The sequence below is a fragment of the Methylosinus sp. KRF6 genome (assembly GCF_018887255.1).
In the GTDB taxonomy this organism is placed as follows: Bacteria; Pseudomonadota; Alphaproteobacteria; order Rhizobiales; family Beijerinckiaceae; genus Methylosinus; species Methylosinus sporium.
The window spans coordinates 3,649,981-3,662,802 of sequence record NZ_JAHLJF010000001.1 but is presented as its reverse complement, the minus strand read 5'-3'; the positions used below and the strand labels follow the sequence as shown (position 1 = coordinate 3,662,802).

The following is a 12,822-nucleotide window of genomic DNA, read 5'->3' as shown; positions in this document are numbered from 1 at the left end:
ACCTGTCTGAACCATCGCGAGCCGGCTATCGGCGGCGTCGCGCGACGGCAATTCACTCTCGAGAGCGGGATGTCCGGGCGGGAGCGCGTCGCTCGGCGACGACGCTGCGCTCGAATTCCCGCTCAGATTGATTTCACTTTCATGAACTCATGATGAATGCGTTCGGGCGCGGCCTTCTATAGCGCAGGCGGGGTCTCGCCGAAAGTCTGGTTTATCACTGGGATTTGTGCGGCGTCCAAAGCGAGCTTGGCGCCGAATCCGTCGCGCCGCGCGGCGCGGCATTGCGCGACGAGGCCCTCCGCATCGCCGATGGCCGCGAAAGGCGCGTCGATCGCCGCGACGCCGGCCGCCGCCGCGCCGAGCAGCAGCAGCGCGCGCGCGACCGAGACGGGCGAGGCCGGATCATTCGCCGCCACGCTGTGCGGCTCCACGCCCAGCGCGCGGCGCAGCGGCTCGACATCGAAGGCGAGCGCCTCGAGGCGGGCGGAGGCGCCGGCGTAGCTGGACAGAGCGAAGATCGCCGCCGGCGTCTGCGTGGCGAGAGCGACGATGCGGGTCGCGCCGTCGGCGCGGCCGCATTCGGCCTCCTGCACGGCGAGCTTGGCGGACACATGCTGCACGCTCGCTCCGCCGCAGGCCTGCGGCAGAAAGATCCCATCCGCGCCCGCGCCGACGACGGAAGCGAGATCGGCGTCGATGGCCGCGCTGTCGAGCGCCGCGATGCGCGCGTAGAGCCGCAGCCCGGGCGGGCGCGGACGTCGGATCAGCGCCGCAGCGCCGCTCCGCGAAGCTTCGCGAGAGTCGCAAAGATCGAGGACGATGGCGTCGGCGCCGCTGGCGAGCGCGGCGGCGAAGGCCTCCTCGCGCGGCGCGACGAGAAAAAACGAGCGCATCTTCGATACATCCGCCATTCGCCGCCGTGATCTTAAGCGGGCATTTACCATAAGTCGCGATTCTCGACGGGAACGCGTCAAGTCCGGTCGAGCACATAGAGCGCTTCCCGCCGAAGCGGACCCCGGTTCGGCATTGGAAGCGCCGTCGAGAAAAGCCCAGAGCGCCGATGATCGTAAGAAATTTTCTGCAATGGGCGCAAACCGCGCCGACGGCCCTCAGAGTGGAAGGCGCAGCCGCCTTGGCGCGCGCCTATCTCGTCAGCGATCTCGACGCGCCGATGAAGCGCGAGGCGGAGACGGTCCTCGCCGCTCTGCTCGACGATCCGTCGCCGCTGGTGCGCCGCGCGCTGGCCAAGGTCTTCGCCAGCGCGCCCGACGCGCCGCATTGCATCGTCTCGGCGCTGGCCAATGATCAGTCGGACATTGCGGCCATGGTGCTGTCGCGCTCGCCGCTGCTCGGCGAGAGCGAGCTCATCGATTGCGCGGCTGTCGGCGACGTCTTTTCGCAGAGCGCCATTGCGCTGCGCGCCCATGTGCCCACCGGCCTCGCCTCGGCCATCGCCGAAATCGGCGCCTGCGAGGCGTTGATTTCGCTCGCCGTCAATCCGGGGGCCGAGCTGCCGGCCTTCGCCATGCGCCGCATGATCGAGCGGTTCGGCGATGATGCGCAATTGCGCGAGGCGCTGCTCTCCCGCCCCATTCTGCCGGCGGCGGTGCGCGTCGATCTCGTCGAGGCGACGGCCGCGAGCCTCGCCTCCTTCGTGCTCGATCGCGATTGGCTGTCGCCGGAGCGAACGCGTCGCATCATGCAGGAGGCGCGCGACAAGGCCAATATCGTCATCGCCGCCACGGCGAACGATAGCGAGGGCCGCAGAGGCGTGCGAATGCTGGTCGGCCATTTGCGGCGCAAGGCGCGGCTGACGCCGAGCCTCGCTCTGCGCGCGCTGCTCTCGGGCAATCGCGCGTTGTTCGAGGCGACGCTCGCCGAATTGTCGGGCCTCGACGAGGAGAAGGTCGCCGGCCTGACGCGCGATTTCGACGGCGCCGGCTTCGCGGCGCTCTATGCGCGCGCGGGAATGCCTGCCAATCTTCTGCCGGCCTATCGCGCCGCATTGGAGTCGCAGAGGGCGTTCGGCTATGCGGGGGCGCCGTCCGGCGCGCGTTTGTCGCTGGCGATGGTGCAGCGTGTGCTGACCTCTTGCGACGGGATCAAGGGCGGCGAGCTGGACCGGCTGACGGCGCTGCTGCGCCGCTTCGAGGCCGAGGCGCTGCGCGAAGACGCCCGCGAGGCGGCTGCGGCGCTGACGAGCGCTTCGCTCGTCGACATGGCGGCGCTGGAGGCGCAACTGCTCGTCGCGGCGTGAGGGTGGGGCGGCGGCGGCGCGCTAACTCTCCTGCTTCAGAGCTTTCTGGACGACCGAGAAGGGCAGCACGAGCGAGAGAGGCGCATCGAGAAGACGCGACGCGCCATAGCCTTCGTACCATTGCGCGGCCCGATCGTTCTTGGCGTCGATCAGCAGAGCGACCCCGCCCACTTCTCGCGCGACCGTCATGCAACGCTCGGCGGCGCGCAGCAGCAGCCGTCCGCCGAGCCCGCGTCCTTGCACGCCGAGATCCACGGCGAGTCGATCGAGGCGGAAGGCCGGGACTTGATAGCGGCCGAGCCCGCGTGTCACGACGGCCGGAGCGCGGCTGAATTCGATCGAGGCGGGGCTCAGCGTATAGAAGCCGAGGATGCGCGCCGGCGCGTCGCACGGCGTGGCGACGAAGCATTTCGCGCCGCCGCTCTCATGATTTTGGCGTGCGTAGCGCTTCAGATAGGTGTCGAGTATGCGCTCGCCGCAGTCGAAAGCGTTGCGGTCGTGGTTCTTGCCGAGCGGCGCCTCCTCCCAAACGAGAGCCGTCACTCGAGAACGAAGCCCGCCTTGGCCGCGCGGACGAGGCGCGCGGGCGGGTCCGGCGGATTTTCGAGCAGATCGAGCACGCGCGAGGAATCGCGTTCTGACAGCGACAGCTTTTCTGATTTGGAAATGACGGCGCGGGCGCGCGGCAAGACGGCGCGCAGGATGAAGCTGGTGAGGTCGAGTCGCTCGAGCGCGGCGGCGCGCGCCAGCACGGCCTTGTCTTCGGGCGCGAGCCGCAGCTCGACCCGGCCGCTATCGACATTTTCGCGGGGCATGGTCCTCACCTCTCGGCCGAGCATACGGATTGTATCCGTACATAGCAAGGAAACACGGTCTGGCTAGACCGTGGTCTTTCGCGCTCGGCCTTCTATCTGGCGATGTCCTCGCCGCCGCGTCTCAATAGCCGAACTGCTCGCGCAATATTCTCTCTTCCAGCGAGTGCCCCGCGTCGTGCAGGAGAATGAGATCTGTCCCGTGATCCATCTCGACGTCGACCTGTAGCGCATCGCGAAATTCGTCGTGATCGGCGACGACGGAGACCGGGCGCTTGTCCGCCTCCAAGACTTCCAGCCGCACTTTGGCGGCGTCCGGCAGCAGCGCGCCGCGCCAGCGCCGCGGGCGAAAGGCGGAGATGGGCGTCAGCGCCATCAAAGGCGCGTCGAGCGGCAATATGGGGCCATTGGCGGAGAGATTGTAGGCGGTGGAGCCGGCCGGCGTCGCCACCAATACGCCATCGGTGATGAGCTCGGGCAGGCGCTCCTGGCCATTCACCAATATGCGCAGCTTGGCGATCTGCGAGCTCTGGCGCAGCAGCGAGACCTCGTTGATCGCATGGGCGGCGAATTCGTCGCCATGCGTGTTGGTCGCGCGCATCAGCAGCGGATGGATGATCGAGGGCTTGGATTCGGCGATGCGCTTGCGCAGGGCGCTCTCGCGATACTCGTTCATCAGAAAGCCGACGGAGCCGCGATTCATTCCGTAGATCGGCTTGCCGGCGCCCATGAAGCGATGCAGCGTGCGCAGCATCAAGCCATCGCCGCCGAGCGCGACGATGCAATCGGCCTCCTCCGGCGCAACCTCGCCATATTTGGCGACGAGCCGCGCCCGCGCTCCATCGGCCTCCGGCGTGCCGGAGGAGAGGAAGGCGAGCTTTTTATAATTGTTCGGCGTTTCGCCGGACTCGGACATGGGGGGACCTGGCTCGGCGGGGGCCGCGCTCGCGGCGGCGTGGGCCGAATTCCATACACCCGGCGAAGTCGGAAGGAAACGGGAGGCGATCCCTCGAGACGAGCGAGATTATTCTATGCCCGCCTCGCGGTTGCGCGCATTGATGGCGTTGCGGAGCTGCTCGTTGATCGCGACCGGATCGGTCGGCGAGGGCTTGGCCTGCAGCAGCGCGCCGCGGACAAGGGATGCTTCCTCGGCCGTCAGCACCACAGGGCCGGCCATGAAGGCGGCGTTGGGCAGCGTGTGCAGAATCCGCAAGCGATTGGGATGGTCCTTGACCTCGACGACGCGATCGGCGACCGGCTTGCCGTCCACACAGACATAAGGACCGATGACTTCTACTTTATGGCCATCGTCGGTATTTCTGATGAAAGTCGTTTGCATTGTCGTCGTCACTCGTGCTGGATTGAACTTCGCGACGAAAGCCAGCAAATTTTGTGCCGGCTGGCGCCGTCGCCGTAGAACAGAGACAGAGCCATTCCCGCCGCGCCCATCAGCGCGAGGAAGAGGCAGAAGCCGACAAAGAGCCGCAAGATCGAGCCCCGCTATGACCGAGGAAGGAAAGAAAAGCCGCCAGCCGCCACCGCCGCCCAAGAAGAACGCCGCGGCGCTGGCCGCCGCGCTCAGGGCCAATCTGCGCCGACGCAAGGCGGCCGCGCAATCGTCCGGCGCGCCCGAGAGCGAACCGGAGGCGAAGACGCCGGATTCGCGCTGATTCACGATTCGGCGTCGCCCGCCTCGTCGCGGCGGAAGGGCAGGCTCGCCTCATAATCGGCGATCGCCTCGTCCACGGCCACTTTCTCGCGCGAGAGAAACTCGACCACCGCGGTTCGCAGCCGCGCGTCGGCGAAATCATGCGCCGAATGGGTGGCGACGGGCCGATAGCCGCGCGCCAGCTTGTGCTCGCCCTGCGCGCCGGCCTCCACGCGTTTGTAGCCATGGCGAATGGCGTATTCGATCGCCTGATAATAGCAGACCTCGAAATGCAGGAAGGGCCGCTCCTCCAGCGCGCCCCAATTGCGGCCGTAAATCGCATCGTCGCCCAGAAAATTGATCGCCCCGGCGATGTAATGCCCATCGCGCCGCGCCATCACCAGGAGGATGCGGTCCGCCATCGTCTCGCCGATGCGATCGAAGAAATCGCGCGTCAGATAGGGCCGTCCCCATTTGCGCGCGCCCGTGTCCATATAGAAGGCGTAGAATTTCTCCCAATGCGCGGGCTGTATGTCCGCCCCGGTCAGAAGATCGATCGAGACGTCGTCGCCCAGCGCGTCTCGGCGCTCGCGCTTGATCGTCTTGCGTTTGCGCGAGGAGAGCGCGGCTAGGAAATCGTCGAAATCGCGATAGTTTTCGTTGAAGAAATGGAACTGCTCGCCGGCGCGCGGGGCGAAGCCCTCGGCCGCCAGCGCGCCGACCTCGCCCTCTGTCGCGAAGGTGACATGGATCGAGGAGGCCTCCGCCGCTTGGCGCAGCGCGCGCAGCGCATGGATCAGGCCCGGCAGCGCGCCCTCCGGCGCGTCGCGGGCGACGAGCAGCCGCCGCCCCGTGGCCGGGGTGAAGGGAACCGCCACCTGCACCTTGGGATAATAGCGCCCGCCAGCGTTCTCATAGGCCTGAGCCCAGCCGAAATCGAAGACATATTCGCCCATGCTGTGCATCTTCATATAGGAAGGCGCGGCCGCGACGAGGCGGCCTTCGGCGTCTTCGAGAATCGTGTAGAGCGGCGTCCAGCCGCTGCGCCCGCCGACCGATTTGGAGCGCTCCAGCGCCAGCAGGAAGGCGCTGGAGATAAAGGGATTGTGCCGCTCGCCCCCGGCCTCCTCGGCGGTGAGGCCGGGCGGATTGGCGAGCGCGTCCCAGGCCGCGGCGTCGATCTGCTCGAGCGAGGGGACGAAGCGGGCCGTCAGACGAGTGGAAGACATCCTATGATCTGAACACATGGCGCCCGCGATTTTGCAGAGAGCTGCACACTCTACGCGAAGCGAAAGACGTTCCAATCGGCTTTTTGTCCGCCCTCCTCCGGTACGGTTATTGCTTCAAAAATAGGCGCCTATCCGCCGATGAGAGGAATGGACGAGGGAACTAATGCCGCTCTACTCCTATGAATGCCGAGACTGCCATGCGGAGTTCGAACTGCTGGTCCGCGCTTCGGACACGCCCGTCTGTCCGTCTTGCGGAAGCGAGAAGCTGGAGCAGCAGGTCGCCAAAATCTGCGTCGAGATCAAATATCCCGCCATCGCCAAATCCTGGCGCAAGGCGGCCGCCGCCGAGGGCGAGCTGTCCAATTTCAGCAAGAAGGAAATTCAGGCGAAGCCGAAGAGCTGACAGCGCCCGCCGAGCGGAGCCTCCGGCGCTCCGCCAGAGGGCGGGATGACGCCGCCGTGTGGGCGTGCTAAGCGCGCTCATGCTCGAAGGACTTCCCCCCAATGGCGCCAGCCACGGCCTGCGCCTCGTCTGCGACCAAACATCCGCGCGCGCCATCGCCGATCTCGTGGTCGAGACCTTCGACCCGGCCGAGACCGCGGCCACGGCTTTCGAGGAGCCGGACGAAAAAAGCTGGGCCGTCGAAGTCTATTTCGGCGATCCGCCCGACGAAGCGCAGATCCGCGCGCTGATCGAGGCCGCCGCCGGCGCGGAGGCCGCCGCGGCCGCGCAATTTTTCGAGATTTCGCAGAAGGACTGGGTCGGCGCCTCGCTCGAGGGCCTGCGGCCGGTGCGCGCCGGGCGATTCCTGGTCCATGGCTCGCATGATCGCGGCCGTGTGCGCTCTAGCGACATCGGCATAGAGATAGAGGCGGCGCTGGCCTTCGGCACCGGCCATCACGGCACCACGCTCGGCTGCCTGCTGACGCTGGCCGAAATCTGCAAGCAGCGGCGCCCGCAGAATGTGCTGGATGTCGGGACCGGCACCGGCGTGCTCGCCATCGCCGCCGCGCGCCTGCTGCGACAGCCCATCGCCTGCGGCGATATCGACCCTGTGGCGGTGGAGACGGCCGGCGTCAACGCGCGCTTCAACGGGGTCGGCGATCTGGTGCGGCCGGTCGTCGCGGTGGGCGTGCGGCATCCGGCGCTGGCGCCGGACCGTTATGATCTGATCTTCGCCAATATTCTCGCCAAGCCGCTGCGCCTGCTCGCGCCCAAGATCGCCGCCGTCGCCGCGCCGGGGGCCGAGCTCGTGCTCTCCGGCCTGCTGGCGCGCGACGTGCCCGGCGTGCTCTCGGCCTATCGCGCGCAGGGCTTTTCACTGGCGAAGCGCCGCGACATAGACGGTTGGGCGACCCTGCTGCTGCGCAGCGGCGGCGCCGCGCCCCGGCCGGATTGGCGCCTGCCCGATGACGAAGACGACGACTGAGACGAAGGGGCCCCCCGCCGCCTTGGTCTCGACGACCTTGCCGAGCGCAACGAGCAGCGCCATGCCGAGCGGAACGAAAGGCAGAAAATTGGCGATCGGCGCGCCCGATTCGAAGAGGTCCTGATAAAGGCTCCAGGCCGTGACGGGCCGAGAGAAAAGGTTTTTGCATAGCGCCGTTCGGGAGCGTGTTTATTCTTTTGGAAGTGTTCTATTAAAAGAACATACTATTTGACATAGCGAACAATCCGCAGGAGCCTATGTGCTCGAAAGCAGCGAAGCCCGCAATGATTTTCGAGGGCGCGCGCCGCGGAGAAGGAGGCCGAAAATGTCCGACGCCTATATTATCGAGCTCGGCGAGGAGGCCGTCGGCGTCATCGCCCGTGACGCGAACGGCTATCGTTTCTATGCGGCGAAGCAATCGTTTCGGCCGCTGGAAGGGCGCTTGTTCCAATCGGCGGAGACGGCGCGCAATGCGGCGCTGGAACTGCGGCGCGACGCGCCGCCGCGCGTCTCGGCGCTGACCTCGCTCGCCCTCGTCGCCGAGCAGGGATGCGGCTGACGCCTATCCGCCGTTCAGCCCCAAGGTCCGTTCGAGGCGGAAGGCGGATCGAGCGGGCTGCGGCCGTCGCGCGGCAGAAAGCCCGGCGCGTCGGGCGCCGGTTGCGCCTCCCAGGGCCCGTGATTCTCGATCGGCGGCGGCGGCTCCAGTTTCGGCATGTCGCGCCCGCCGGCGTAGCGCACCAGAGCGGCGACGCGATCGTCGACGGAAGGATGCGTCGAAAACAGCGCGCGCGCCTTGCGCGGGCTCTCGATGAAGAAGGCGCCCATGCGCGAGGGCATGTCGGGGATGAGGGCGTTCGCCTCGATCTTGCGCAGCGCCGAGATCATCGCATCGGGATTTTTGGTGAGCTCCGCAGAGCCCGCGTCGGCGAGAAATTCGCGCGAGCGCGAGATGGCGAAGCGAATCAGCACCGAGAGGCCCCAGCTCAGCGCGATGATGGCGAGAGCGATGATTATCGCGAGGCCGGCGCCGCTCGCGCCGCCGCGATCGCGGCCTTCCTCGGCAGTGCGTCTGGGCGAGAAACCAAAGCCCCAATTGCGAATGACGAGATCGCCGACGAAGGCGAATATGCCGACGAAAACCGCGGCCACCACCATCAGCTGAACGTCGCGATTGCGAATATGGGTCAGCTCATGGCCGATCACCGCCTCGATCTCGACGTCGTCCAAATGGTCGAGAAGGCCGCGCGTGACGGTGACGGCGTAATGGCCCTCGCTCACGCCGGAGGCATAGGCGTTGAGCGCGCCATCCTCGATGATCTTCAGCGCCGGCGTCGCAATGCCGCGCGAGATGCAGAGATTTTCCAAGAGATTATAGAGGCGCGGAGCATCCTCGCGCGTCACATCGGCGGCGCCGGTCGCCATGTCGATGAGTTTTTGATGAAAGACATAGGCGATGGCGAACCACAGCCCGGCGGCGCCGAAAGCGATCGGCCAGCCCTGCTCGAGATCGCGCAGCGCGCGCGCCATGATCTGCGGCAGCGTTGCATCCTCCGACGCCTCGAAGAGAAGCGCCGCGGCGAACATCAGCGCCAGCAGCAGGGCGACGAATCCCGCGAGCAGCAGCAGCGAGCGCAGCCGATTGGCTCGGATATGAGTGTAGAGGCCGTAAGCGTGAAACATGGGCCCAGCGTGTTGAGGGAGGCTCAGAACTGCACTTTGGGAATCTCTCGGACGGCCTTGCGCTCGCCATCCTCGAGATTGAAGAACTCCTGCGGCGCAAAGCCGAAGGACGCGGCGTAGAAGGCGGCGGGGACGCTCTCGCGGGCCGCATTATATTCGGCCGAGGCGTTGTTGAAGAAGCGCCGCGCCGCCGCGATCTTGTTCTCCACGTCGGACAGCTCGCTCTGCAGCTGCTGAAAGTTCTGATTGGCTTTCAGATCTGGATAATTCTCGGCGAGGGCGAACAGCCGGCCGAGCACGCCGTTGAGCGCGCTCTCGGCCGCGGCCTGCGCCTGCGGCCCCTGCGCGGCGACGGCCTTGTTGCGGGCGGCGACGAGCTCCTCGAGCGTGCCGCGCTCATGAGCGGCGTAGCCCTTCACCGTCTCCACCAGATTGGGGATGAGGTCATGACGCTGCTTCAGCTGCACGTCTATGTCCGAGAAAGCCTGACGGCAGCGCTGGCGCAGCGTCACCAGGCTATTGTAGGAGCCGATGAGCCAGAGGACGGCGAGAACCAATACGCCGAGAAGGACGAGAGCGGTCATTTGGGGCTCCTTGGATCTTCCCGCCGCACGCCGACGGCGGAATGCGCAAGTCGTATCCGGCTTTCGCGACACGCGAAAGTGCGACGGCGCACAATGGAGCAGGACCTACCCGTCGAGCGCAAATCTGCCGAAATCCTCATAGGGGCAAAGATCGAAGCCTGACATTCTTGCCGATCGGAATCTCATGCATCGAAGGCGGCGCGATCAATTTGGTGACGGCCTCGATTTCAGGCCACTTCCAGACGAGCGTGGCCGCGACCTGATGCAACGGCGTCTTCTGATATGCGGGCGCGACAACGAAGCCGTGAAGACCGGCCGAGCGAAGCGCAGCGCGTTCGGCCGCATTTTTCAAGATGCGGCCGTCTCCCGAAACGAACATCCATGCGTCGGGACTTTTCCGTAGATAGTCGATCCATTCGAAATCGGAGGCATGGCGGCCATTGGGCAACCCCGGCGCGTCTTTGATATGAAATGCGCGATGTCCAAATGATGAAACAAAGCCGTCTAAAGTCGACGCCATGACCGGCGCTGTGCAATTGTCGAACAGCACCTTCACGCGGCGAGCCGCCGCTCTAGTTCGGCCTCGAACTCGACAGCGCGTCTGACCGAGGTCTCGGGGACATCAAACGCCACGGCGGCCGTCTCGACCCCGTCTCGATTTGCCGCCACGGCCAAGACCGCGGTCGGCACGCTCGTCGAAGCATCGATCGGCTGGCCGAACGACCTCGCTGGATCGACCACGACGTTCGTGCGACGCCCGGCCGGCCACCATTGAAAAGGCGCGCCTTTGTCATCGAAATCGACCGACTTCAGCAATGGCTCGATGATCTGCTTGAACTCGTATTGACGCCGGAACAGGTTCAACAATCCTTCCCGCTCTTCCCCATGCTCGTCGGTTTCGGCGACGCGCAGAAAAATGTCTCGACCGTCTGTCCGAAATCGATCGGTCGACAGCGGCCGCTCATCGCCGATGATCTCGCGCGCGATCTGGATCGCCGCGCGCACGCGTCGGGACGAGACTCCGCAACGCATGAACTTGTCGGCAATTCGCGCTTCCATGAGATCGCGAAATCCCAAATAGACATGGCCGTTGTCGAGGTCGATTTGCGATTTCCAAAGCGGAGCATATTCATGCTCGCCGACGTGACGGCCGCGCAGCCACCGCGCCAGCTTTCCAGGGGCGATCGCGAGGAGCCGGCCCGCCTCCGCCGGGGTGTACAACCCCACGCCTATGAGATTTTCCATGAGCGCCTCCTGCGCCGTCATAGATTCAGCGCGATGGCGCGCTGTCAACAAAATCCTCGGCCAGTGCGCCGCCCGATCGCGCTTACATTGCGGAGCGAAGCGGAATATAATCTGCGACAAAGCCGCGCCGGCGTCCATTTGACGGAGACGGGGCGCATCCCTATTTCGAGCGAGAAACCCTCGACCGCGAGACCCTCAGGCGCGACAGCAATGGCCATTCGTCCCATCATCACCCTGCCCGATCCGCGGCTGCGGCTCGTCTCCGAGCCCGTCGCGACCTTCGACGGCGAGCTTCAGCGGCTTCTCGACGATATGCTCGAGACCATGTACGAGGCCCCTGGCGTGGGCTTGGCGGCGATCCAGATCGCCGTGCCCAAGCGCATCGTGGTCGCCGACGCGACGCGCGGCGACGAGCCGAAGAATCCCATGTTCTTCATCAATCCCGAGATCGTCTGGGTCTCGGAGGAGCTGTTCGTCTATCAGGAGGGCTGCCTCTCGGTTCCCGATTATTTCGAGGATGTGCAGCGCCCGGCGCGCGTGCGCGTGCGCTATCTCGACCGCACGGGCGCGACGCAGGAGATCGAGGCCGACGGGCTGCTCGCCACCGTGCTCCAGCACGAGATCGACCATCTCGAGGGCGGCCTCTTCATCGACCATCTCTCCCGGCTGAAGCGCGAGCGCGTGGTGAAGAAATTCGCCAAGGCCGCAGCGCGCGCCGCTCCCGTCGCCGACAAGGTCGAGGCGTAACGCCCTCATGCGCGTCGTCTTCATGGGCACGCCCGATTTCGCCGCGCCTCTGCTCCAGAAAATCATCGCCGACGGCCATGAGGTCGCGGCCGTCTACACGCGCGCGCCGGCCCCGGCCGGCCGCGGCATGGAGCTGAAGCTCTCGCCCGTGCATCGGCTGGCCGAGACGCTCGCCATCCCCGTCTTCACGCCCAAGAGCTTCAAGAACGCCGAGACCATCGGCGCTTTCGCCGATCTTCGCGCCGATGTGGCGGTGGTCGCCGCCTATGGGCTCATTCTGCCGCAGGCGGCGCTGGACGCGCCGCGTTTCGGCTGCCTCAATCTGCATGGCTCCCTGCTGCCGCGCTGGCGCGGAGCGGCGCCGATCCAGCGCGCGGTGATGGCCGGAGACGCCGAGACGGGCGTGATGGTGATGAAGATGGAGGCCGGGCTCGACACCGGCCCCGTCGCCGCGACGGCGCGCATCGCCATCGGCGAGGATATGACGACGGGCGAATTGCATGACGCCCTCGCCGCCGCCGGCTCCGAGCTGATGGCCAAATCGCTGCGCGATCTCTCGGAGGACGGCCTCTCCTTCGCGCCCCAGGCCGAAGAAGGCGTGACCTATGCGCAAAAGATCGACAAGAGCGAGAGCCGCATCGACTGGCGGCGCCCGGCGCGTGAGATTCACAATCTCGTGCGCGGGCTCTTGCCCTTTCCCGGCGCTTTCTTCGAGAGCGATCTCGGCCATGGCGTCGAGCGCGTGAAAGTGCTGCGGACCAAGCTCGAGACAGGCGAAGGCGCGCCCGGCGCGGCGCTAGACGACAAGGGCCTCATCGCCTGCGGCGAGGGCGCCGTTCGGCTCGTCGAGGTGCAGCGCGGCGGCAAGGCGCCCATGGCCATAGCCGAATTTCTGCGCGGCCGCCCGCTCGCGCCGGGCATGACGCTGGCGACGTAACCGCGATGGCGACATTTCAGAAGGCGGCGGCCCCACCTCCCCCTGGAGGGGGGAGGTCGATCGCCGCAGGCGAGCGGGAGGGGGTGACACCCCGGGACTTGGGCGCGGGCCCCCCCCCCCCCGCCCCCCCCGCCCCCCCCCCCCCCCCCGCGGGGGGGGGGGGGGCGGGGGCCCCCCCCCCCCCCCCCCCCCCCCCACGCCGTGGGGCGAGGAGAATATGCGCATTCGATCGCCCTCGAGCGGGAAAAGG

At 66.5% G+C, this 12,822-nt stretch carries 17 protein-coding genes; 7 read left to right on the top strand and 10 right to left on the bottom strand.

Annotation, left to right across the window (positions count from 1 at the left end):
• Positions 1 to 176: 176 nt before the first annotated feature.
• On the bottom strand, positions 177 to 911 hold the full coding sequence (locus KP010_RS17460; protein WP_246659827.1) for an aldolase/citrate lyase family protein: 735 nt from the start codon (positions 909 to 911) through the stop codon (positions 177 to 179).
• A gap of 149 nt (positions 912 to 1,060) precedes the next feature.
• On the opposite strand from KP010_RS17460, the gene KP010_RS17455 reads away from it, so the two are divergent.
• Entirely contained in the window at positions 1,061 to 2,257 is a 1,197-nt protein-coding gene (locus KP010_RS17455; RefSeq protein WP_142862819.1) for a DUF2336 domain-containing protein, read from the top strand.
• Positions 2,258 to 2,278: 21 nt separating this feature from the next.
• On the opposite strand, the gene KP010_RS17450 is transcribed toward KP010_RS17455, so the two are convergent.
• From KP010_RS17450 to KP010_RS17435, 4 genes are all read right to left on the bottom strand, one after another.
• Positions 2,279 to 2,800 (bottom strand): GNAT family N-acetyltransferase, encoded by a 522-nt coding sequence (locus KP010_RS17450; protein WP_142862818.1) that lies wholly within the window; start codon positions 2,798 to 2,800, stop codon positions 2,279 to 2,281.
• Entirely contained in the window at positions 2,797 to 3,072 is a 276-nt protein-coding gene (locus KP010_RS17445; RefSeq protein ID WP_142862817.1) for a DUF1778 domain-containing protein, read from the bottom strand. The genes KP010_RS17450 and KP010_RS17445 overlap by 4 nt, the downstream gene beginning before the upstream one ends.
• Before the next feature lie 121 nt (positions 3,073 to 3,193).
• Positions 3,194 to 3,985 (bottom strand): NAD kinase, encoded by a 792-nt coding sequence (locus tag KP010_RS17440; protein ID WP_142862816.1) that lies wholly within the window; start codon positions 3,983 to 3,985, stop codon positions 3,194 to 3,196.
• A gap of 108 nt (positions 3,986 to 4,093) precedes the next feature.
• On the bottom strand, positions 4,094 to 4,408 hold the full coding sequence (locus tag KP010_RS17435) for a hypothetical protein (protein WP_108915613.1): 315 nt from the start codon (positions 4,406 to 4,408) through the stop codon (positions 4,094 to 4,096).
• A gap of 163 nt (positions 4,409 to 4,571) precedes the next feature.
• Between KP010_RS17435 and KP010_RS17430 the strand changes: the two genes are divergently transcribed.
• The gene (locus KP010_RS17430) at positions 4,572 to 4,739 is read left to right on the top strand and encodes a hypothetical protein (protein ID WP_166141340.1); all 168 of its coding nucleotides are present in this window, start codon (positions 4,572 to 4,574) and stop codon (positions 4,737 to 4,739) included.
• Between the two features lies 1 nt (position 4,740).
• Here the strand turns inward: KP010_RS17430 and KP010_RS17425 are convergent, their stop codons facing one another.
• A complete protein-coding gene (locus KP010_RS17425) occupies positions 4,741 to 5,946 on the bottom strand; it encodes a GNAT family N-acetyltransferase (RefSeq protein WP_108915424.1) in 1,206 nt (401 codons plus the stop codon).
• A gap of 163 nt (positions 5,947 to 6,109) precedes the next feature.
• Between KP010_RS17425 and KP010_RS17420 the strand changes: the two genes are divergently transcribed.
• From KP010_RS17420 to KP010_RS17410, 3 genes are all read left to right on the top strand, one after another.
• On the top strand, positions 6,110 to 6,349 hold the full coding sequence (locus KP010_RS17420; protein WP_108915423.1) for a zinc ribbon domain-containing protein: 240 nt from the start codon (positions 6,110 to 6,112) through the stop codon (positions 6,347 to 6,349).
• Between the two features lie 79 nt (positions 6,350 to 6,428).
• A complete protein-coding gene (locus KP010_RS17415) occupies positions 6,429 to 7,376 on the top strand; it encodes a 50S ribosomal protein L11 methyltransferase (RefSeq protein ID WP_142862832.1) in 948 nt (315 codons plus the stop codon).
• A 325-nt stretch (positions 7,377 to 7,701) separates the two neighbouring features.
• Positions 7,702 to 7,935 carry a hypothetical protein gene (locus tag KP010_RS17410; protein WP_108915421.1) on the top strand — a complete coding sequence of 78 codons (234 nt, stop codon included), beginning with the start codon at positions 7,702 to 7,704 and terminating at the stop codon, positions 7,933 to 7,935.
• 14 nt (positions 7,936 to 7,949) lie between these two features.
• On the opposite strand, the gene KP010_RS17405 is transcribed toward KP010_RS17410, so the two are convergent.
• The 4 genes from KP010_RS17405 to KP010_RS17390 all read right to left on the bottom strand — a co-directional run bounded on the left by KP010_RS17405 (position 7,950) and on the right by KP010_RS17390 (position 10,888).
• Positions 7,950 to 9,059, bottom strand: coding sequence for a M48 family metallopeptidase (locus KP010_RS17405; protein WP_216281262.1), 1,110 nt, complete (start codon positions 9,057 to 9,059; stop codon positions 7,950 to 7,952).
• Positions 9,060 to 9,082: 23 nt separating this feature from the next.
• Entirely contained in the window at positions 9,083 to 9,643 is a 561-nt protein-coding gene (locus tag KP010_RS17400) for a LemA family protein (RefSeq protein ID WP_142862814.1), read from the bottom strand.
• A gap of 136 nt (positions 9,644 to 9,779) precedes the next feature.
• On the bottom strand, positions 9,780 to 10,199 hold the full coding sequence (locus KP010_RS17395; protein WP_142862813.1) for a hypothetical protein: 420 nt from the start codon (positions 10,197 to 10,199) through the stop codon (positions 9,780 to 9,782).
• Complete coding sequence (locus KP010_RS17390) at positions 10,196 to 10,888, bottom strand: hypothetical protein (RefSeq protein ID WP_246659826.1); 693 nt, start codon at positions 10,886 to 10,888, stop codon at positions 10,196 to 10,198. The genes KP010_RS17395 and KP010_RS17390 overlap by 4 nt, the downstream gene beginning before the upstream one ends.
• A gap of 210 nt (positions 10,889 to 11,098) precedes the next feature.
• On the opposite strand from KP010_RS17390, the gene def reads away from it, so the two are divergent.
• Together def and fmt are read left to right on the top strand one after the other, a co-directional pair.
• Positions 11,099 to 11,635: a peptide deformylase gene (def, locus tag KP010_RS17385; RefSeq protein ID WP_142862811.1), complete on the top strand. Its 537-nt coding sequence runs from the start codon at positions 11,099 to 11,101 to the stop codon at positions 11,633 to 11,635.
• 7 nt (positions 11,636 to 11,642) lie between these two features.
• Positions 11,643 to 12,572, top strand: a complete 930-nt coding sequence (gene fmt, locus KP010_RS17380; RefSeq protein WP_142862810.1) for a methionyl-tRNA formyltransferase — start codon at positions 11,643 to 11,645, stop codon at positions 12,570 to 12,572.
• Positions 12,573 to 12,822 lie beyond the last annotated feature (250 nt).